The sequence below is a fragment of the Rhizobium sp. NFACC06-2 genome, assembly GCF_900101425.1.
Taxonomy (GTDB): Bacteria; Pseudomonadota; Alphaproteobacteria; order Rhizobiales; family Rhizobiaceae; genus Agrobacterium; species Agrobacterium leguminum.
The window spans coordinates 139,943-159,490 of the sequence record NZ_FMVA01000002.1; the positions used below are offsets into that span (position 1 = coordinate 139,943).

At 59.7% G+C, this 19,548-nt stretch carries 23 protein-coding genes; 10 read left to right on the forward strand and 13 right to left on the reverse strand.

Translation table 11 applies throughout. The features are described 5' to 3' along the window. Positions 1-639: 639 nt before the first annotated feature. Positions 640-3,534, forward strand: a complete 2,895-nt coding sequence (locus F3H58_RS04995; RefSeq protein WP_149741437.1) for an Rne/Rng family ribonuclease — start codon at positions 640-642, stop codon at positions 3,532-3,534. A 146-nt stretch (positions 3,535-3,680) separates the two neighbouring features. On the opposite strand, the gene F3H58_RS05000 is transcribed toward F3H58_RS04995, so the two are convergent. The 3 genes from F3H58_RS05000 to F3H58_RS05010 all read right to left on the reverse strand — a co-directional run bounded on the left by F3H58_RS05000 (position 3,681) and on the right by F3H58_RS05010 (position 5,200). Further along, complete coding sequence (locus tag F3H58_RS05000) at positions 3,681-4,385, reverse strand: SDR family oxidoreductase (RefSeq protein WP_149741438.1); 705 nt, start codon at positions 4,383-4,385, stop codon at positions 3,681-3,683. A gap of 132 nt (positions 4,386-4,517) precedes the next feature. Next, positions 4,518-4,877: an antibiotic biosynthesis monooxygenase family protein gene (locus F3H58_RS05005; RefSeq protein WP_149741439.1), complete on the reverse strand. Its 360-nt coding sequence runs from the start codon at positions 4,875-4,877 to the stop codon at positions 4,518-4,520. Further along, positions 4,874-5,200: an NIPSNAP family protein gene (locus tag F3H58_RS05010; protein WP_003521451.1), complete on the reverse strand. Its 327-nt coding sequence runs from the start codon at positions 5,198-5,200 to the stop codon at positions 4,874-4,876. Before F3H58_RS05010 ends, F3H58_RS05005 begins: the two co-directional genes overlap by 4 nt. Positions 5,201-5,274: 74 nt before the next feature. Here F3H58_RS05010 and F3H58_RS05015 point away from each other — a divergent pair, with 74 nt between their 5' ends. After that, positions 5,275-5,958 carry an ArsR/SmtB family transcription factor gene (locus F3H58_RS05015; protein WP_065653952.1) on the forward strand — a complete coding sequence of 228 codons (684 nt, stop codon included), beginning with the start codon at positions 5,275-5,277 and terminating at the stop codon, positions 5,956-5,958. A 24-nt stretch (positions 5,959-5,982) separates the two neighbouring features. Here F3H58_RS05015 and F3H58_RS05020 read toward each other — a convergent pair whose 3' ends face one another. Further along, entirely contained in the window at positions 5,983-7,140 is a 1,158-nt protein-coding gene (locus tag F3H58_RS05020; protein WP_188128809.1) for a pyridoxal phosphate-dependent aminotransferase, read from the reverse strand. Positions 7,141-7,313: 173 nt separating this feature from the next. On the opposite strand from F3H58_RS05020, the gene F3H58_RS05025 reads away from it, so the two are divergent. The 6 genes from F3H58_RS05025 (at position 7,314) to F3H58_RS05050 (ending at position 11,694) form a co-directional block, all read left to right on the forward strand. Beyond that, positions 7,314-8,081 (forward strand): DsbA family protein, encoded by a 768-nt coding sequence (locus tag F3H58_RS05025; protein WP_149741441.1) that lies wholly within the window; start codon positions 7,314-7,316, stop codon positions 8,079-8,081. Positions 8,082-8,206: 125 nt separating this feature from the next. Further along, positions 8,207-8,644: a type II 3-dehydroquinate dehydratase gene (gene aroQ, locus F3H58_RS05030; protein ID WP_077982408.1), complete on the forward strand. Its 438-nt coding sequence runs from the start codon at positions 8,207-8,209 to the stop codon at positions 8,642-8,644. A gap of 25 nt (positions 8,645-8,669) precedes the next feature. Further along, positions 8,670-9,161: an acetyl-CoA carboxylase biotin carboxyl carrier protein gene (accB, locus tag F3H58_RS05035; protein WP_059752742.1), complete on the forward strand. Its 492-nt coding sequence runs from the start codon at positions 8,670-8,672 to the stop codon at positions 9,159-9,161. 12 nt (positions 9,162-9,173) lie between these two features. Beyond that, on the forward strand, positions 9,174-10,520 hold the full coding sequence (gene accC, locus F3H58_RS05040) for an acetyl-CoA carboxylase biotin carboxylase subunit (RefSeq protein WP_149741442.1): 1,347 nt from the start codon (positions 9,174-9,176) through the stop codon (positions 10,518-10,520). A gap of 6 nt (positions 10,521-10,526) precedes the next feature. Next, positions 10,527-11,171, forward strand: coding sequence for a leucyl/phenylalanyl-tRNA--protein transferase (gene aat / locus F3H58_RS05045; RefSeq protein ID WP_149741443.1), 645 nt, complete (start codon positions 10,527-10,529; stop codon positions 11,169-11,171). 79 nt (positions 11,172-11,250) lie between these two features. Continuing rightward, a complete protein-coding gene (locus F3H58_RS05050; protein ID WP_286169094.1) occupies positions 11,251-11,694 on the forward strand; it encodes a hypothetical protein in 444 nt (147 codons plus the stop codon). Between the two features lie 17 nt (positions 11,695-11,711). On the opposite strand, the gene F3H58_RS05055 is transcribed toward F3H58_RS05050, so the two are convergent. The 5 genes from F3H58_RS05055 to gatB form a co-directional block, all read right to left on the reverse strand. Beyond that, on the reverse strand, positions 11,712-12,149 hold the full coding sequence (locus F3H58_RS05055; protein ID WP_065653957.1) for a DUF2155 domain-containing protein: 438 nt from the start codon (positions 12,147-12,149) through the stop codon (positions 11,712-11,714). A gap of 132 nt (positions 12,150-12,281) precedes the next feature. Next, complete coding sequence (locus F3H58_RS05060; RefSeq protein WP_003521463.1) at positions 12,282-12,680, reverse strand: NADH:ubiquinone oxidoreductase subunit NDUFA12; 399 nt, start codon at positions 12,678-12,680, stop codon at positions 12,282-12,284. Between the two features lie 109 nt (positions 12,681-12,789). After that, the gene (locus F3H58_RS05065) at positions 12,790-13,263 is read right to left on the reverse strand and encodes a GNAT family N-acetyltransferase (protein WP_065653958.1); all 474 of its coding nucleotides are present in this window, start codon (positions 13,261-13,263) and stop codon (positions 12,790-12,792) included. After that, the gene (locus F3H58_RS05070; RefSeq protein WP_065653959.1) at positions 13,260-13,757 is read right to left on the reverse strand and encodes a GNAT family N-acetyltransferase; all 498 of its coding nucleotides are present in this window, start codon (positions 13,755-13,757) and stop codon (positions 13,260-13,262) included. Before F3H58_RS05070 ends, F3H58_RS05065 begins: the two co-directional genes overlap by 4 nt. A gap of 292 nt (positions 13,758-14,049) precedes the next feature. Beyond that, positions 14,050-15,555 (reverse strand): Asp-tRNA(Asn)/Glu-tRNA(Gln) amidotransferase subunit GatB, encoded by a 1,506-nt coding sequence (gatB, locus tag F3H58_RS05075; protein ID WP_078054000.1) that lies wholly within the window; start codon positions 15,553-15,555, stop codon positions 14,050-14,052. 151 nt (positions 15,556-15,706) lie between these two features. On the opposite strand from gatB, the gene F3H58_RS05080 reads away from it, so the two are divergent. After that, positions 15,707-16,024, forward strand: a complete 318-nt coding sequence (locus F3H58_RS05080) for a DUF1294 domain-containing protein (protein ID WP_188128781.1) — start codon at positions 15,707-15,709, stop codon at positions 16,022-16,024. Here F3H58_RS05080 and F3H58_RS05085 read toward each other — a convergent pair. Further along, on the reverse strand, positions 16,021-16,530 hold the full coding sequence (locus F3H58_RS05085; protein ID WP_035217587.1) for a GNAT family N-acetyltransferase: 510 nt from the start codon (positions 16,528-16,530) through the stop codon (positions 16,021-16,023). The genes F3H58_RS05080 and F3H58_RS05085 overlap by 4 nt on opposite strands. 274 nt (positions 16,531-16,804) lie before the next feature. Between F3H58_RS05085 and F3H58_RS05090 the strand changes: the two genes are divergently transcribed. After that, a complete protein-coding gene (locus F3H58_RS05090) occupies positions 16,805-17,062 on the forward strand; it encodes a YjhX family toxin (protein WP_003521470.1) in 258 nt (85 codons plus the stop codon). Positions 17,063-17,135: 73 nt separating this feature from the next. Here F3H58_RS05090 and F3H58_RS05095 read toward each other — a convergent pair whose 3' ends face one another. From F3H58_RS05095 to gatC, 3 genes are read right to left on the reverse strand one after another with little or no spacing between them, the layout of a single operon-like run. Further along, entirely contained in the window at positions 17,136-17,603 is a 468-nt protein-coding gene (locus F3H58_RS05095) for a GNAT family N-acetyltransferase (RefSeq protein WP_149741445.1), read from the reverse strand. A gap of 20 nt (positions 17,604-17,623) precedes the next feature. Beyond that, entirely contained in the window at positions 17,624-19,105 is a 1,482-nt protein-coding gene (gene gatA, locus F3H58_RS05100; RefSeq protein ID WP_149741446.1) for an Asp-tRNA(Asn)/Glu-tRNA(Gln) amidotransferase subunit GatA, read from the reverse strand. Positions 19,106-19,159: 54 nt separating this feature from the next. Continuing rightward, the gene (gatC, locus tag F3H58_RS05105) at positions 19,160-19,447 is read right to left on the reverse strand and encodes an Asp-tRNA(Asn)/Glu-tRNA(Gln) amidotransferase subunit GatC (RefSeq protein WP_003521472.1); all 288 of its coding nucleotides are present in this window, start codon (positions 19,445-19,447) and stop codon (positions 19,160-19,162) included. Positions 19,448-19,548: the final 101 nt, after the last annotated feature.

The following is a 19,548-nucleotide window of genomic DNA, read 5'->3' on the forward strand; positions in this document are numbered from 1 at the left end:
CAAGAAATTCCGTATTTCAGTCATTTTCGATAAACGGCGAGGAAAAACGCCGGCAACAGTGCCGTTTCGACCACGCCGTACGATAGTTTGCGCGTTTGCGCCTCACAATCGCAGGCCTTGGTGAACCAATTGTTAACCCGGAAATTCCACCAATAATATGGCATATTTAGCCAGCCTATTGCTATTATGACAGAGAAAACATACAACACGGATGAGGGTTAAAAGTGTTGACGGGATAGATGCCCGCCGGCTGCCAATCGAAAAAGACGCTGGCGCTGCAAATCGGGCAATCATCTGCCGTCGTTACATTTATCCTGAAACTCGATCAATTCCGGCCGTGGCCGGAGACCTACCCGGTGGCGCTGCCACCGCCGCTCTGAGGAGAGCAAATTCATCGGATCCCAAGGGGTCTATATATTATTGTCGTTCCGCCTGGCCAATGATGTCGCAGCAGTTTTCACATGAACCGGATACCAGGAGCAGGCCAAGCGCCTCGCCGTCGGTCCGGATGCTGCCAGTTTACAGACGCCCGGCAGGAGACTTCATTTCCGGCACATCCTTGCACTCATATGAAAGGCTCGTCCGTGTGGCGGGCCTGTTCTCGTATAAAACAAGGCTGCGCCGAGGAGCACAGCTTACATGGCAGACAAAATGCTTATCGACGCCTCCCACGAAGAGGAGACACGCGTAGTCGTTGTCCGTGGGAACCGGATCGAAGAATTCGATTTCGAATCGGAGCACAAGAAACAGATTCGCGGCAATATCTACCTTGCCAAGGTCACGCGGGTTGAACCCTCGCTTCAGGCGGCCTTCGTCGATTACGGTGGAAACCGCCACGGCTTTCTCGCTTTTGCGGAAATCCACCCGGACTATTACCAGATTCCGCTCGCCGACCGTCAGGCCCTCCTGAAAGCGGAAGCCGAGGATCATCGCCGCAGCGACGATTTCGAATCCGCTGACGCACCGGAGCCCGGCGCCCCCATGATCGACCTTTCGCAGGTGGATCAACCGGATGTCGGCATTGTTTCCGCCAGCGAAACCATTGAAACGGTCGTCGTGGAAGAGACTGCGCCTGCCGCGGAAGAGGTTTCCGGAGAAGCGGCCGTCGAGGCCGTAGCCGAAGAAGCGCCCGCCGAGGAAGAAAAGCCGAAGAAGCGCACCCGTCGCCCCCGCGCCAAGAAGAAGACGGCGGAAGAAGAAGCCGCAGCGGCCGAGGCTGCCGAAGCGTCTTCTGAAGACGATGGCAGCGCCGGCGGCGAAATGGCCGCCATGGTCGATACCGACACGATTTCGGAGGAAGTCGAGGGTCTTCGCCGCGGCAATGACGATGATGACGACGACGATGACGATCACCACGAAAAGGAAGTGATCGAATCCGTCGGCGCCGAAGACGCCATGGAAGAGGTTCCGGACCGCGTCGCCCGCAAGCCGCGCAAGCAGTATCGCATTCAGGAAGTCATCAAGCGCCGCCAGATCCTTCTGGTGCAGGTAGCCAAGGAAGAACGCGGCAATAAGGGCGCGGCGCTGACCACTTATCTGTCGCTCGCCGGCCGTTATTCCGTTCTGATGCCGAATACGGCGCGTGGCGGCGGTATTTCCCGCAAGATTACCCAGCCGGCCGACCGCAAGCGCCTGAAGGAAATCGCGCGCGATCTGGAAGTGCCGCAGGGCATGGGCGTCATCCTGCGCACCGCCGGCGCCAACCGCACTCGCGTCGAGATCAAGCGCGACTTCGAATATCTGATGCGTCTGTGGGAAAACGTCCGCACGCTGACGCTGAATTCCACGGCTCCCTGCCTCGTTTACGAGGAAGGCTCGCTCATCAAGCGTTCGATCCGCGACCTTTACAACAAGGATATCAGCGAGATCATCGTTTCCGGCGAAGACGGCTACCGTGAAGCCAAAGACTTCATGAAGATGCTGATGCCGAGCCACGCCAAGGTGGTTCAGCCTTACCGCGACATTCACCCGATCTTCTCGCGCTCCGGTATCGAAGCCCAGCTCGACCGGATGCTGCAGCCGCAGGTGACGCTGAAGTCGGGCGGCTATCTCATCATCAACCAGACGGAAGCTCTCGTTTCCATCGACGTCAACTCGGGCCGTTCGACCCGCGAGCATTCCATTGAGGAAACCGCGCTGACGACTAACCTCGAGGCGGCGGAAGAAGTGGCGCGCCAGCTTCGCCTGCGCGACCTTGCCGGCCTTGTCGTCATCGACTTCATCGACATGGAAGAAAAGCGCAACAACCGCGCTGTCGAGAAGAAGCTCAAGGATTGCCTGAAAAACGACCGCGCCCGCATCCAGGTCGGCCGTATCTCGCATTTCGGCCTGCTGGAAATGTCGCGCCAGCGCATCCGCGCTTCGGTGCTGGAATCGACCACGCAGGTCTGCCAGCATTGCGGCGGCACGGGCCATGTTCGCTCGGAATCCTCCATCGCGCTACATGTGCTGCGCGGCGTCGAGGAATATCTGCTGCGCAACACCACCCACAACATCACGGTGCGCTGCACGCCGGAAACGGCGCTCTACCTGCTCAACCACAAGCGCGGCACGATCGTCGATTATGAAGGCCGCTTCGGCGTGTCGATCATCATCGCTGCTGACGCCGGCGTCGGCGCGCAGCATTTCGCCATCGATCGCGGTGAAGCCGTCGAAAATCCGGTGAAGATCGAAAGCCTCATCCAGATGCTGCCGAACTTCGTGGAAGAGGAAGACGATTTCGTCGCCGAGGTGGAAGAGGACGAAGACGAGGAAGAAATCGTCAAGGCGCAGACCTCCGAGCCACGCCAGCAGCAGCAGGGCGACAATGGCGAAGAAGGCAAGCGCAAGCGCAAGCGTCGCCGCCGCCGTCGCGGCAAGGGCGGTCAGGGCGAGCAGAACGGCGTGCTCGACGCCCAGTCCGGCTATGCGGAAGGCGATGATGCCGAAGGTGACGACGATGGCGTCGAAACCGATGAAGCCGATGCTGAAACCGAAAACGGTGCAGCGGAAGCGGTAACCTCCGAAGAGGACGGCAAGCGCAAGCGCCGCCGTCGCGGCAAGCGCGGCGGACGTCGCAACCGCGCGGAAGACGAGGCTCTCGATGCCGCCGGCTCGGAAGCCGAAGATGAAAGCGAAGAGGCTTCCGCCGAAGCATCCGTAACCGAAGAGCCGACCGCCGCCGAGGTGGTGGAAGGTGCGGTTGCCGAGGTCGCTGAAGAGGACGTGCCGAAAAAGCCGCGCCGCACCCGCAAGGCAAAGGCCAAGACTGAAACTGAGGAAGCGCCAAAGGCCGAAGCCGTTGAAACGGTGGAGCCGGTGATCGTCGAGGAAACCGTGGTGGACGTCGCCATTGAAGAAGCGGGTGAGGCATCGGCCGATCTGGCTTCGGAAGCGGAAGCACCGGCCACGGAAGAAAAGGTCCGCGCGAACCGGGGCAGCAATGTCTCGAGCTCGGAGCCGGTGGTCACTTCTTCCGGTTCCTCCACTCCCGCCGATGGCGACGAGCCCAAGCCCCGCAAGGGCGGCTGGTGGCAGCGCAAGGGCTTTTTCTGAGAGAAGCCACATCCTGAATAAAAGACGCCCGCAACGATGTTGCGGGCGTTTTCTTTTATCGGCGCAAAGAGCGGTTTTTTTGAGCCGCTGACATTTCCTCATTCCTGCGCTTGTCACAGAAATGAGGAGTGGCAAAGGCCAACCCGTCAAACAGACCGCGTCAGCCCGCCATCAACGCGGATATTCTGACCGGTAATATAACCGGCCCCAGCAGAGGCAAGGAATGCCACGGTGGCGGCGATTTCCTCGCTCTTGCCGTAACGCTGCATCGGCACGCTCTCGCGGCGTTCTTCCGTCGCCGGCAGGCTGTCGATCCAGCCGGGCAGGACATTGTTCATGCGCACATTGTCGGCCGCATAGGTATCGGCGAAAATCTTGGTGTAGGAGGCAAGGCCGGCACGGAACACGGCGGATGTCGGGAACATGCTGCTCGGTTCGAAAGCCCAGGCGGTCGAGATGTTGACGATGGCGCCCGCCTTCTGTTTCACCATGACGGGTGCAACGATCCGCGTCGGGCGGATGACGTTCATGAGGTAGACATCGAGGCCGGTGTGCCATTGCTCGTCGGTAATATCGAGAATGGAGGCGCGCGGGCCATGGCCGGCGCTGTTGACCAGCACATCGATGCGGCCGAATTTTTCGAGCGTCAGATCCGTGAGCCGCTGGAGATCGTCATTGGACTGGTTGGAGCCGGTAACGCCGATGCCGCCCAGCTCCTGCGCCAGCGCCTCTCCCTTGCCGGAAGAAGACAGGATCGCGAGCTTGTAGCCATCCGCGGCCAGACGTTTCGCCACAGCAGCCCCCATGCCGCTGCCGCCTGCCGTTACAATCGCTACTTTTTCTGCCGACATCGCTTTTCTCCTTGTCCTAACCTTAAGGGTGTCCCGCACCACATTGGCCCATCTATAACGGGTTTCAAAGACGCGTTCGAACCAGAAAGCCTTGCAACGGCATGCAGAAAAACTGATGCTGGAGACATCAGCCTAAGCTGTTCCATCTGCCCGATGGACTTTCCGGCTGTCGGCTGGCGCTTCCTCCCTCTCCTCCAGGCCATAGTCGCGAATCACCTGCGCGATACGCAGCCGGTAATCGGCAAAAACACCGGAGCGGCCCAGCGACTGCGCGGCGCGATGCGGCAGGGTGTTGCGCCATGCCCTCACCGCTTCTTCATCCCGGAAGAAGGACAGAGAGAGCATCTTGTCCGGATTGCCGATGCTTTGAAACCGCTCAACGGACAGGAAGCCGTCTATGGTTTCCAGTTCAGCCCGCAGGCCTGCCGCGATGTCGAGATAATGCTGCTTCTCACCTTCAGCCGGCCAGACCTCGAAGATAACGGCGATCATTGTCCGCCTCCGGCGTGCGGAGCGGAGGCGAGACGCAGGAAAAGCCGGTCCTCGCGACGGATGAACTGTTCACGGCGGGCGAATTCGTAATTTTCCCGCCCCGCAGGATCGGCGGCGAGCCGTGCCCTGTAGGCTTCGTAAGCGGCGAGATTTTCGATGTTGTAGACACCGTAGGCAATGGTGCTCGATCCCTCCTTCGGAGCGTAATAGCCGATCAGATCGGCCCCGCAGCGCGGTATCGCCTCACCCCATGTGCGGGCATATCGCTCAAAGGCATCAACCTTGAAAGGATCGATCTCGTAGCGGATGAAACAGGTCAGCATCGTTTGTCTCCTCGTGTTTTGCCTCTCTCTTTTAAGCCATTGCCTTGCATCAATGCTTCGGCTACCATCGAAGCATGAAAGACGGACCTCTGATCGCCAATGTCGCCGCGCTGATCGGCGACCCTGCCCGCGCCAACATCCTGACGGCGCTTATGGACGGACGTGCGCTGACCGCAAGCGAGCTTGCCGAAGCCGCCGGCGTGACCCTGCAGACCGCCAGTGGGCATCTGTCGAAGCTTTCCGAGGCGCAACTCCTGAAAGCGGAAAAACAGGGGCGTCACCGCTATTTCCGTCTTTCCGACGAGGATGTGGCGCATGTTCTGGAAGCGTTGATGGGTCTTGCCCAGCGCACGGGCGCAGTCCGCGTCCGCACGGGACCGAAGGACAAGGCGCTGCGGGAAGCGCGCATCTGCTACGATCATCTGGCCGGGGAAAGCGGCGTGGCGCTGCTTGCCGCCATCACCGCAAAAGGGCTCGTGACGTTAGGTGATGATCCTGCCCTTACGGAGAGCGGACGCGACTTCTTCTCAAGCTTCGGCATCGACCTTTCGTCACTCGAAAAGGCCCGTCGCCCGGTCTGCCTGCATTGCCTGGACTGGAGCGAACGCCGCCATCACCTCGGCGGCGGGCTTGGCGCATCGCTTCTCGAAGCCATGCAGCAGCGCGACTGGCTGCGGCGAGGAAACGGCCGTGTGTTGACCTTCACTGCAAAGGGTGAAAAGGCGTTCAACAGCACCTTCGGGTGCACGCCCGCCTGATCTCCATAATCGGATGATCCCGGCTTATTTCAGCCAGCCGGCAATACGTCCAACGGCCTCGGCGATATCCGACACGGAACCCGCATAGGAAATGCGCAGCGCCCTATGGCCTTCCTCGGGGTCAAAATCCATGCCGGGCGTCGCCGCCACATCGATTTCCGCCAGCATGCGCTTGGCAAAATCCATGCTGTCATTAGAAAAACGGCTGGTATCGACATAGGCGTAAAAAGCGCCATCCATCGGGGATGCCAGCGGCAAGCCAATCTCTGGCAGGCGCGCCATCAGGAAATCGCGGTTGGTGCGATAGCTTTCCCGGTAGACGTCCAGCTCCTCCGCCGCCGAAAAGGCCGCTGTCGCCGCAAGCTGCGACAGTTCGGGCGCGGAAATATAAAGGCTCTGGGCCAGACACTCGACGGGGCGGACCAGATTTTCGGGCAGCACCATCCAGCCGATGCGCCAGCCGGTCATGCAATAATATTTGGAGAAGGAGTTGATGATCACGGCATTGTCGGTGATTTCGAGCGCGCTCGTCTCTTCGCCGACAAAGGTAAGGCCGTGATAAATCTCGTCGGAAATGAAAGCCATGTCGCGGCTTTCGCAGTAGCTCGCAAGCCGCTTCAGCGCCTCACGGCCGGTAACCGTGCCGGTCGGATTGGCCGGGCTTGCCAGAAGCACGCCCTTCAGCTTGCATCCGGCTTTCGTTTCCGCCCGCTCCAGACTTGCGGGGGTCAGCGTATAGCCGGTTTCAGCCGTGACCGGCACTTCTACGACATTGAGACCGAGAGCCTTCAGAATATTGCGATACGCCGGATAGCCAGGCCTTGCGATGGCGACATAATCGCCAGCATCGAAAAGGCTGAGGAAAGCGAGGTTGAAGGCGGCGGATGAGCCCGTGGTCACGGCGATGCGGGCCGGATCGATGGCCACCTGATGACGCAGCCGGTAATGGCCGGCAATCGCCTCGCGCAGCTCGCGCAGACCCAGCGCGTCGGTATAGCCGATCCGCCCATGCTTCAGCGCCACCTCAGCCGCCGCAAGCGAGGCTTTCGGCGCGGGATGCGAGGGCTGGCCGACCGCCATGGAAATGACGGGGCGTCCCGCCTGCCGTCGCCGGTTCGCCTCCGCCAGAATATCCATGGCATGAAAGGGTTCGACTGCGCTCCGCTTCGACATCGTAATCAAGGGCATGCTCTTTCCTGAACCGTATTTCAGAGACTTGCCGCAGAATCACAATCTTCACAATCATGCGATCATAATGCGGACAAGTATTTTTGCCGTATGGCATTTGGCTTAAAGTAAGGTAATTGCCTTCATAAGATTTCAAGAGGCTCCGGCCGCACAGAATGAGGACCGATATGGCGCATTTTCTCCGTTCCACCCTTTTCGCCAGCGTGACGGCCCTTTCGACGGTATTCGCCTCCCTGCCCGCCCATGCGCTCGACGAGCAGCAGAAGAAGGAAATGGGCGAGTTCATCAAGCAATATCTGATCGAGAACCCGGAAATCATGCTCGAGGTTCAGGATGCGCTTGAGCGCAAGCAATATGCGGCGCGCAACGCCAAGGCGGCAGAAGCCGTCGCCGACAACAAGAAGGCCATCTTCGAATCGAAATTCGATCTGGCGCTCGGCAACCCGGATGGCGACGTCACGCTGGTCGAGTTCTTCGACTACAATTGCGGTTATTGCAAACGCGCCATGGGCGACATGGACAACATCCTGAAGAGCGACAAGAAGGTGCGTGTCGTCCTCAAGGAATTCCCGATCCTCGGACCGGAATCGGTTGCGGCCCACCGTGTCTCCAATGCCGTGAAGCTGCTGGCGCCGGCCAAGTATCCCGAATTCCAGCGCACGCTGCTCGGCGGCCGCGGACGGGCGAATGAGGACAGCGCCATGGAAGTCGCGACCTCGCTCGGCCTCAAGGAAGCCGACATCCGCAAATCGATGGCGGAGAACCCCAATGACGAGCAGGTGCAGGAGACTTACAAGCTGGCAACCAGCCTCGGCATCACCGGAACGCCGTCCTATATCGTCGGCGACGAGGCGGTTTTCGGCGCGGTCGGCGCTGACCCGCTGAAAGAAAAAATCGCCAATATGCGCAGCTGTGGAAAAGCCACCTGCTCCTGATTGCTAAAAAAGCCACTGCATTCCCTGTGAGATGCCTGCCAAGCGGCCGGTTTAAGGCTTGCGGGGGCTTTTCCTTGACGGCTGCGCAGTCTATAGGTGTCGCTGATTTTCTTATGGAAACGTGAATGAGCAACATCATCATCGTCATCAACGGCCCCAATCTCAACATGCTGGGAAAAAGGGAACCGGGTATCTATGGTGGCAAGACGCTGAAGGACATCGAGAATGATTGCCTTCAAGCCGGTGCCGATCTCGGTTTCGCAGTGGAATTCCGCCAGTCCAACCACGAAGGCGTGCTGGTGGACTGGTTGCAGGAGGCGGGTGAGCGGGCGGCTGGCGTCGTGATCAATCCCGGCGCCTACAGCCACACATCCATCGCGTTGCATGACGCCATTCGCGCGATTTCCACGCCCGTCGTGGAAGTGCACATTTCCAACATCCACGCCCGCGAAGAGTTCCGTCACAAATCGATGGTATCACCCGCGGCAAAGGGCATGGTCTGCGGTTTCGGACCATATGGATACATCATGGCGCTTCACGCGCTGAAAAACATCACGGCATAAAAAGAAACAAAGAATAGGGTTTGTCATGTCTGAAAAGAAACAGGGTATCGACAAGGAACTGATCCGCGAACTCGCGAATATCCTCAACGATACCGACCTTTCGGAAATCGAAGTGGAGCAGGACGACCTGCGCATCCGCGTTTCCCGCGCCGCTCCCGCCGCCACGGTCTATGCCGCAGCGCCTGCTGCTTATGCGCCCGCACCGGCAGCAGCCCCCGTTGCTGCACCGGCCGCAGCCGCGCCGGCCGCCCCTGCGGCCTCCGCAGCGCCTGCCCGCAACCCGGCCAACACCGTGTCCTCGCCGATGGTCGGCACGGTCTATCTTTCGCCTGCCCCGGGCGCACGTCCCTTCATCGAAGTGGGTGCAACCGTCAAGGAAGGCCAGACCATCCTCATCGTCGAAGCCATGAAGACCATGAACCAGATCCCGGCTCCCAAGTCCGGCAAGGTCGTGGAAATCGTCGTCAACGACGCTCAGCCCGTGGAGTATGGCGAAGCCCTCGTGGTCATCGAATAAAGGCGGTTCAGCATGGTTTCGAAGATCCTCATAGCCAACCGCGGCGAGATCGCGCTACGCGTCCTGCGCGCCGCCAAGGAACTTGGCATTCCGACGGTGGCCGTGCATTCCACGGCCGACGCGGACGCCATGCATGTGCGCCTTGCCGACGAAAGCGTGTGCATCGGCCCGCCGCCCTCGCGTGACAGCTACCTCAACATCCACCAGATCGTTGCAGCCTGCGAAATCACCGGCGCGGACGCCGTTCACCCCGGTTACGGCTTCCTGTCGGAAAATGCCAAGTTCGCAGACATTCTCGACGCGCACGGCATCACCTTCATCGGGCCGACCGCCGAACATATCCGCATCATGGGCGACAAGATCACCGCCAAGCAGACGGCGCAGGAACTCGGCATTCCCGTGGTTCCCGGTTCCGATGGCGAAGTGAAGCCTGAAAACGCGCTCGAAATCGCCCGGACGATCGGCTTCCCGGTCCTCATCAAGGCGACGGCGGGCGGCGGTGGTCGCGGCATGAAAGTGGCGAAGACCGAAGCCGATCTGGAAGAAGCCGTTGCGACGGCCCGATCCGAAGCGGCAGCAGCCTTCGGCAACGACGCCGTCTATATGGAAAAGTACCTCGGCCAACCACGCCATATCGAAGTGCAGGTTTTCGGCGATGGCGAAGGCAATGCCGTTCACCTCGGCGAACGCGATTGCTCGTTGCAGCGCCGTCACCAGAAGGTGCTGGAAGAAGCCAATTCGCCGGCTCTGACCGTCGAACAGCGCATGAAAATCGGCGAAATCTGCGCGAGCGCCATGCGCAAGCTGAAATATCGCGGCGCGGGCACCATCGAGTTCCTTTATGAAAACGGCGAGTTCTATTTCATCGAAATGAACACCCGTCTGCAGGTGGAGCATCCGGTGACGGAAGCCATCACCGGCATGGATCTCGTGCAGGAACAGATCAGGGTCGCTTCCGGCCAGGGCCTGTCGGTCACGCAGGACGATATCGAATTCCATGGCCATGCCATCGAATGCCGTATCAATGCCGAGGACCCGCGCACCTTCGTTCCCTCGCCGGGCACGCTGACCTATTTCCATACGCCGGGCGGTCTGGGCGTGCGCGTCGATTCTGGCGCCTATCAGGGCTACAAAATCCCACCCTATTACGACAGCATGATCGGCAAGCTGATCGTTCACGGTCGCGACCGTGACGAATGCATTCGCCGTCTGCGTCGGGCGCTCGACGAATTCGTCGTTGATGGCATCAAGACTACGCTGCCGCTTTTCCAGGATCTCCTTCAGAACGAGGATATCCTGAAGGGCGATTACGACATTCACTGGCTGGAAAAATATCTGGCCGGTGACGCGTCTCACTAAGACGATATGGTTGGGCGGCGCAGCAGAAATAACGGCATAACGGTCGATATCCTGCTGCGCGCCTATTCCGCCGGGCTGTTCCCAATGGCCGATTCGGCTGACGATCCCGAGCTTTTCTGGGTCGAGCCGGAAATTCGGGGGATCATCCCCCTCAATGGTTTTCACGTTTCCAAAAGCCTCGCCAAGGCGATGCGCAGGAAGCCGTTCGAGATTCGCTTCAACACCGCCTTCGAAGCGGTGATGGCCGGATGCGCGGCGGAAGCGCCGGACAGGCCAAGTACCTGGATCAATGCCACCATCCGCAGGCTCTATACCGAGTTGCACCAGATCGGCCATGCCCATAGCGTCGAGGCGTGGGAGGGCGATGAGCTTGTCGGCGGGCTCTACGGCGTCTCGCTGGGCGCCGCTTTCTTCGGCGAGAGCATGTTTTCCCGCCGCACCAATGCATCGAAGATTTGCCTCGTGCATCTGGTCGAGCGTTTGCGGCAGCAGGGATTTACGTTGCTCGACACGCAATTTACGACCGAACATCTGAAAACATTCGGCGCAATCGATATCCCAAAGTCGGAATATGCCACGATACTTGAAGCGGCTGTCGACAGGCCGGATGTGCCCTTCGAAAAATTGTCTGCGCAAGAAAATCACCGCTGAAAACAACCTGAGATTTTTCTTGCAACCCTCAAAATCATGACTTATCCGATCATGATATATGGTTCACCGGGGGATGGTCATGCGCTGGATTGCAGCCTTGTTATTGATGTTGACGCCGGCGGCGAATGTCACCGCTGCCGAACAGCGCCCCAACCCGCAGGCCGCCTGGCGAAGCGAAATTTCCCGAGCCTTGACGGGCGTAACCGGCCGCCCGGAATTCAAGGTCGTGCGGACGAACAAGAAGCAGGTACTCGTTGTTACTTTCCGCGTTAACCCGACGGGAAAGATGCAGGCCGTTCAGGTCAAAAACATAAGGGATAGCACCTATCCGACAAGAACGGCCGTGAAGAGGGCATTTTCTGAAATCAGGTTCCCCTCGCCTCCCGCCAGCGATCAGCCCAACAAGTTCACCGTTCCGATCGTGATCGAGCCCGAACTGACGCGGGAGGAAATGATCGAACAACTCGAAAGCAAAAGCAAAGCCCTGGCCGATTTGGCCGAGAAGCTCAGACGCCAGAAATAGGCGCGGTCGTGGGTTAATTACTTGCTTGCCGTAGAGGGAGCGGGAACTTCCGAGTCCTGCTTGCAGCCCGTCAGCCACACGTCGTAGATCGGGTGTTCCACGGCGTTGAGGCCGGGGCTGTCGGCGAACATCCAGCCCGTGAAAATCCGCTTGATCTTGCGGTCGAGGGTGATTTCATCCACCTCGATGAAGGCATCGATCTTCTGCGCTTCCGTCTGGTCGCGGGAATAGCAGACTTTCGGCGTCACCTGAAGCGCGCCGAACTGCACCGTCTCATCGATATAGACATCGAAGGAAGTGATGCGGCCGGTGATCTTGTCGATGCCGGAAAACACCGCCACGCGGTTTTCAAGACGAGCAGCAGAAACGGGCGAAATGAGGATGACAGCAGAGACCGCTGCAAACAGCGAGACTGTCAGCGCACGCAAAGAACGATCCCGCGTGAATTTCCTCATACGATATGTCTCCAAATATTTGCCTGTGTCGAACCGCCGACCGGATCAACGCCTAAGGGCGGAATGTGGCAAAAACCGGTGAGGCCGGATGCAAGCGCGGTGTTTTGCACAACACCGCGCATCGCAAGATGCTTAGTTGCCGGGGGTCCAGGCGTCGTAGTCGCCGGTCACGCGCGGGCGCTCGCCGGCCACGGCCAGCGATCCCTGCGGGCGATAGGCCTTGGAGGAACCGGTGAGGTTCGGCTGGTGCGGCTTCTGCCAGTCGCGCGCAACGTAGCTTTCCTGGCTCGGCGGCACGTCGGTACGGTAATGCATCCAGCCATGCCAGCCGGGCGGAATGGCCGACGCTTCGGCATAACCGTTATAGATCACCCAGCGGCGCGGCATGCCCCAGGAAGTGGTGCCGCCTTCGTAATAGGTGTTGCCCAACTCATCCTGTCCTACCTTCTTGCCGAAACGCCAGGTATGAAACCGCGTTCCGATCGTCTGGCCGTTCCACCAGGTGAAGATTTGCGTCAGGAGAGTCTTCATTCTACGTTCCTCGGGCTTGAATGCGCCGCAGCGATTTTCCGTGCACGGCACAAGACATGCTTATGCCGCCCCTCACGGCAATTGTCCAGCATTTCGAGATATATCCGCGCTATTTCAGCTTCATCCTGAAGCCTAAATGCCGCTTCTCGAAACCCAGCCGCTCGTAGAAGCGGTGAGCGTCCAGCCTGGCCATGTTGGACGTCAGCTGCGCGGCGTTCAGGCCCTGCCGGCGGGCTTCTTCCAGGCAATGATTGATCATCACTGCACCGATGCCGCGACCGCGCATGTCGGCACGGGTCTGCACCGCCTCGATCACCATGGACTTCGCCCCTCGCCCGACGAGCTTGGTCAGGATCGCCGTCTGGAAGGTGCCGACCACCTCGCCATCCAGCTCCGCCACATAGAGGGTTTCGCTCGGCGACGCTTCGATGGCGCGGAAAGCGGCGAGATAATCCGGCTGCGCCGATTCTTCCGCCGTATCGCCGTGGCCGCCGATCTCGTCGGCGGCAAAAATGGCGGCGAGTGCCGGAAGATCGTCTTCGCGGGCCGTGCGGATGATCAGTTGTTGAAGTGTCTCATTCATCGGGTCAGGCTCTTTTCCATAACGACGCCGGGCAGACCCTCGATGCCCGCCATGCGCTCGATTCGGTCGACCTCGACAAATCCGACGCCTTCATAAAAGGCGATTGCGACAGTATTTTTAGGCTCGACTTCCAGCCGCATGATTTCCGCATCTGGAAAACAGGTTTCCAGTTCGGCGAAGAGATCGCGGCCGACGCCCTGCCGCTGAAGGTCAGGCGCGACATAGAGCTGGTGCAGCAGGGCCGTCTTCGCCATCTTGGTGGACATGGAGCCATAGGCCATGCCGCCAATCCGCTTGCCGTCGTCAGCCACCAGAAACTCGCCGCCCTTTTTCTCGATACGGTCCTTCATGGCCTGCGGCGAATGCCATGCGAGGATCAACTGATTCACCTTGTCCACGCCATAGATCGCATCATAGGTCGCGTGCCACGTCGTGGCGAGCAGGGTGCGTACCGGCTCGATGTCACGCAGGCTTGCCGTGCGGATGAAAAACATGATTTGGCTCCGTCTAAAAACAGAAATGCCGGGTATTGATCCCGGCAGAAGTGATGTCGGTGCTCTGTGCTCGACGTCATCCTCGGCTTGTACCACTGTGTGGTTCAATCGGAAATAATCCGGGCTAAAACCTTACTTCCGTCATGCCGGACTTGATCCGGCATCCAGCCGCCTTGCGTCTGCGCGGCGAAAAGAGTCTTTTCAGCCCAAGGACTTGGGCTGGCTGGATCCCGGCTCAAGGCCGGGATGACGGAACCTCTGAGCCGTTACCAGCGTACGAGGCAGCGTCCGCTTACTCTTCCTCGATACCGAGCTTGGCCTTCACCAGCGCCTGCACCGCCTGCGGGTTGGCCTTGCCGCCCGTCGCTTTCATGACCTGACCGACGAACCAGCCGGCAAGCGTCGGCTTTGCCTTCACCTTCTCGACCTGATCCGGGTTGGCGGCGATGATCTCATCCACGGCCTTTTCGATGGCGCCGGTATCGGTCACCTGCTTCATGCCGCGGGCTTCGACGATCTCGGCCGGATTGCCGCCCTCGTTCCAGACGATTTCGAACAGGTCCTTGGCGATCTTGCCGGAGATGGTCTCGGCCTTGATGAGATCGATAATGCCGCCCAGCTGTTCCGGGGAAACCGGCGTCGTCTCGATATCCTTGCCCGATTTGTTGAGCGCGCCGAGCAGATCGTTGATGACCCAGTTGGCGGCAGCCTTCGCATCGCGGCCGGCGGCGACGGCCTCGTAATAATCGGCAATCGCCTTTTCTGAAACGAGGATCGAGGCGTCATAGACCGACAGGCCGAGATCGGCCACGAAACGGGCCTTCTTGTCGTCAGGCAGTTCCGGCAGATCGACCTTCAGCGCCTCAACGAAGGCATCGTCGAATTCGAGCGGCAGCAGATCCGGATCGGGGAAATAACGATAATCATGCGCATCTTCCTTGGAGCGCATGGACCGCGTCTCGCCCTTGCCGGGATCGAACAGGCGGGTTTCCTGATCGATGACGCCGCCATCTTCCAGAATGGCGATCTGGCGACGCGCCTCATATTCGATGGCCTGACCGACAAAGCGGATGGAGTTGACGTTCTTGATTTCGCAGCGCGTGCCGAAACCTTCGCCCGGACGGCGCACGGAGACGTTGACGTCGGCGCGCATGGAGCCTTCATCCATGTTGCCGTCGCAGGTGCCGAGGTAACGCACGATGGAACGCAGCTTGGTGAGATAGGCCTTGGCTTCGTCCGACGAGCGCATATCCGGCTTGGAGACGATTTCCATAAGCGCCACGCCCGAACGGTTCAGGTCCACGAAGGACATGGTGGGGTGCTGGTCATGCATGGACTTGCCGGCGTCCTGCTCCAGATGCAGACGCTCGATGCCGATTTCGATATCTTCGAAATTGCCCTGACGGTCCGGACCGAGCGAAATGGTGATGGTGCCCTCACCTACGATCGGGTCCTTGAACTGCGAAATCTGGTAACCCTGCGGCAGGTCCGGATAGAAGTAGTTCTTGCGGTCGAAGATCGAGCGATGGTTGATCTTGGCCTTCAGGCCAAGACCGGTGCGCACCGCCTGCTTCACGCATTCCTCGTTGATGACGGGCAGCATGCCCGGCATGGCGGCATCCACCAGCGACACGTTGGAATTCGGCGCATTGCCGAAGGTGGTCGATGCACCGGAAAACAGCTTGGAATTGGAGAGAACCTGCGCATGCACCTCCATGCCGATCACGATTTCCCAATCGCCGGTGGCGCCGGGAATGAAGCGTTTCGGGTCGGGGGTGCGCACGTCTACAAGGGTCATCTGAAGCTCACGATATACGGGTTCTTTGGCCTTGGTGGGTAGAACAAATGGAGCGCGGGCGCAAGACATCTTGCACCCTCTCACGCCAGGCCCGGGATTTTCGCCGATACAGGATACGCGTTTTTTACGCTTCCCGGTTTCAATTCACGTCATGGTGACGGTCGCTCTCTGTTTCATAACCTATATCGCCTTCAATCTTTTCGTCTTTCTTGTCTATTGGTGGGACAAGGAAGCGGCGAGAAATGGCGCACGGCGTATCCGGGAAAGCACGCTGTTATCGCTTGCGCTCATCGGCGGCAGCCTGGGCGCAATCTTGGCACAACGGCTGCTGCGGCATAAAACGCGCAAGGAACCGTTCCGCAGCATCCTGATATCGATTGTGATATTGCAGGTAGGCCTTGTCGCATCGCTCGCCATCATGCCGGATTGGCCGATGCGGCTGGTGGAGGCTCTGCAAACTCTGTCTTAGAAAGCCGGCCCATAAAGACCGCTCTCGACCTCGGCCAATTGCTTCTGCAGGCCTACCGACTGTACTTCGCGGTCGAGTTTCGGCGCATAGGAGACGGAGAGCCAGCGGACGCTATAGCCGTGGTGGCGGAAAAAGGCGACGGCCGGCTCATTCTGTGCGTGGGTTTCAAGCCGGATGGTCTCGAACCCCCTGTCCTCAATCAGCCTTTCGACATCGCCCAACAGGTGACTGCCGACACCTCTGCGGTGAAAATCAGGATCGATCCAGAAATCGGAAATCGTCTCGTCGAAATGCTCCCGCGCCGCCCATCCGGCAACCGAGCCGCCAAACTCCGCCACCCTGATCGCCAGCCAAGACGAGCGGGTAAAATTGGAAAAGGCGCTGGCCGCATTGTCGTAAAGGGTCGGGGTGATGCCGAGAGCCGCGGTTGCCTGTCGCCATGCCCTGAGGCCGATGGCCGCCAGAACCTCCGCTTCCTGCTCATGCGCATTGCGAATGACGATCAAGCCGCGCCCTCCATGGCCGTTGAAATTAAACCATTGCCGGCGCGATTCGACCAGCGTGGTTTTCTGGCGTCTGGCAGGACTTGACCGCCTCGGCTTTGCCCGCTACCCAAAAGGAGCAAGAACGGAGTTTTTATGTTCGCTCAATCGGAGTCCCGGTAAAGGCCCTGCCCGCAGGTTTATTGCGCGCCGGGCCATGCTGAAACCGAGCCGGATGCCTTAACCGCACCCGGATTTGCTTTCACGCGTCTATACGACGCCGACCGGACTTCCAAAAATGGACATTTCCCGCGCCGAACAGCGCATTCTTCACCTGCTCGCCCAGGGCGGCAGAATTGAACTCGTTCGAGACGACGCCCACAAAATCGAAAAACTCGCGCTCTACACGCGTGACGGCTGGATTTTCAGCGGCCTCGATCTCCTCACCTTCCGCAAACTGAAACGGAAGAGAGCCATCGCCTCTTCCGGCGGCAAGCCTTACCGCATCACCACCCGCGGTCTGGAACTGGTACGGGGTGAGCTGGACAATCGATGACGAAACGGGCGGCGGCTCACTTGCCGCCGCCCGTCACGACGCAAAGCGGCAAAGGCGGCGCAATCCAACCGGATTATGGCGCGAGCTTGCGCTCCAGCTTCACCTTTTCAAGCTCGACTTTCATGATGTCCGACCATTCCATGCCGCGCCATACGATATTGAAACCACAACGCTCATAAAGACCGATGGCAGCACGGTTTCTGGCATGGGTGTCGATCGTGGCAAGCGGCAGGCCCTGCGCGCGCATCCCGTCGAGAAAATGAAGGATAAGGGCCTTGCCGATCCCCTTGCCCTGCCAGTTCGGGTCCATCCAGACATCGGAAATATGATGCGGCGCCGTATCGCACGCACCCCAGCCGACGACAATGCCGTCGATTTCGGCGACTACAACATCACCGGTCGGGGACTTGGCGAAATTTTCGAATTCACCCTTCACCCGCTCGATGACATCAGGATCGAGATAGCTGTCGTCGAAGGCTTCACCGGAACGCCATGCCGCAAAACCGACAAAGCCGACCGCGTTGCGGTCGGCTTTGTTCATTGGTCTGAGCTTGAGACTGCTCACCACCACTTGGCGGGGGTGAACTTGCCCGCTGCCTGCTCGATGGCATGCGCCGTCTTGAACAGCGTTTCCTCCTCGAAAGGCTTGCCGATGAGCTGGAGGCCAAGCGGCAGGCCCTTGCCGTCGAGGCCGGCCGGAACCGAGAGGCCCGGAAGACCGGCCATGTTGACCGTGATGGTGAAAACGTCTTGCAGGTACATCTTCACCGGATCGGAGGCGAGTTCCTCGTCACCGACTGCGAAGGCGGAAGACGGGGTGATCGGCGCCAGAATGGCGTCGACGCCCTCGTGGAAGACGTTTTCGAAATCGCGCTTGATCAGCGTGCGGACCTTCTGCGCCTTCAGGTAATAGGCGTCGTAATAACCGGCCGACAGCACGTAGGTGCCGACCATGATGCGGCGCTGCACTTCCTTGCCGAAACCGGCGGCGCGGCTCTTTTCGTACATGTCGGCAATGTCCTTGCCGTCGACGCGCAGGCCGTAACGAACGCCGTCATAACGGGCAAGGTTGGACGAGGCTTCCGCAGGCGCGACGATGTAGTAAGCAGGCAGCGCGTATTTGGTATGCGGCAGCGAGATATCGACAACCTCGGCACCGGCATCGCGCAGCCATTCCACGCCCTTGGCCCAGAGCTTTTCGATTTCTTCCGGCATGCCGTCGACGCGATATTCCTTCGGAATACCGATCTTCAGGCCCTTGAGCGAATGACCGATGGCCTTTTCGTAGTCCGGCACCGGCAGGTCGACGGAGGTCGTATCCTTGGCGTCGACGCTCGCCATGGTCTTCAGCAGGATCGCGGCATCCCGTACGTCACGGGCAATCGGGCCTGCCTGATCGAGCGAAGAGGCATACGCGACGATGCCGAAGCGCGAGCAGCGGCCATAGGTGGGCTTGATGCCGACGGTGCCGGTAAAGGCTGCCGGCTGGCGGATGGAGCCGCCGGTATCGGTTGCGGTGGCGCCGGCGCAGAGATGCGCGGCCACGGCTGCGGCGGAACCGCCGGAAGAACCGCCGGGCACCAGCTTCTGGTCGGAACCATTGGCGCGCCACGGGTTGATGGCCGGGCCGTACCAGGAGCTTTCATTGGACGAACCCATGGCGAATTCATCCATGTTGAGCTTGCCGAGCATGACGGCGCCCTGATCCCAGAGGTTCTGGGTAACGGTGGATTCATATTTCGGCTTGAAGCCATCGAGAACATGCGAACACGCCTGCGTGTGCACGTCACGGGTGGCGAAAAGGTCCTTCACGCCAAGCGGAACGCCTTCCAGCTCGCCAGCCATGCCGGCGGCGATGCGTTCGTCGGAGGCTTTCGCCATGTCGCGCGCCTTTTCAGGCGTCGTCGCCACATAGGCGTTCAGCGCGCCGTTGGCCGCATCGATGGCGGAGAGATAGGCGTCGGTCAGCTCGAGGGCGGAAAACTCTTTGGCCTTCAGCTTTTCGCGGGCTTCGGCAATGGTCAGGCTCGTCAGGTCGGTCATGGTCGGCAACGGCTTTCGAAATCTTGGAAAAATCGGGCGGCAGAGGCGGTCGGCTTATTCGACCACTTTCGGGACCATGAAGAAGTCCCGGTCGGTCGCAGGCGCATTGGCGACAATGTCTTCCGCCTTGTTGCCGTCGGTCACCACGTCGGCGCGTTTTTTCATGTCCACCGGGGTCACCGAGGTCATCGGCTCAACGCCGTCGACATTCACTTCCGAAAGCTGCTCGACGAAACCGAGTATGCCGTTCAGCTGGCCGAGCATATTCTGTGCTTCTTCTTCGCTGACTGCGATACGGGCAAGGCGCGCAACGCGCTTTACGGTGGCGAGATCGACGGACATGGTTCTACTCCGGTCAGAATTTTCCTACCCGCTATAATCACCATGTCCGCCATTCGCAACGGTAGAAAGCATGTCGTGCAAAAGAGTGACGCTGTTTTACG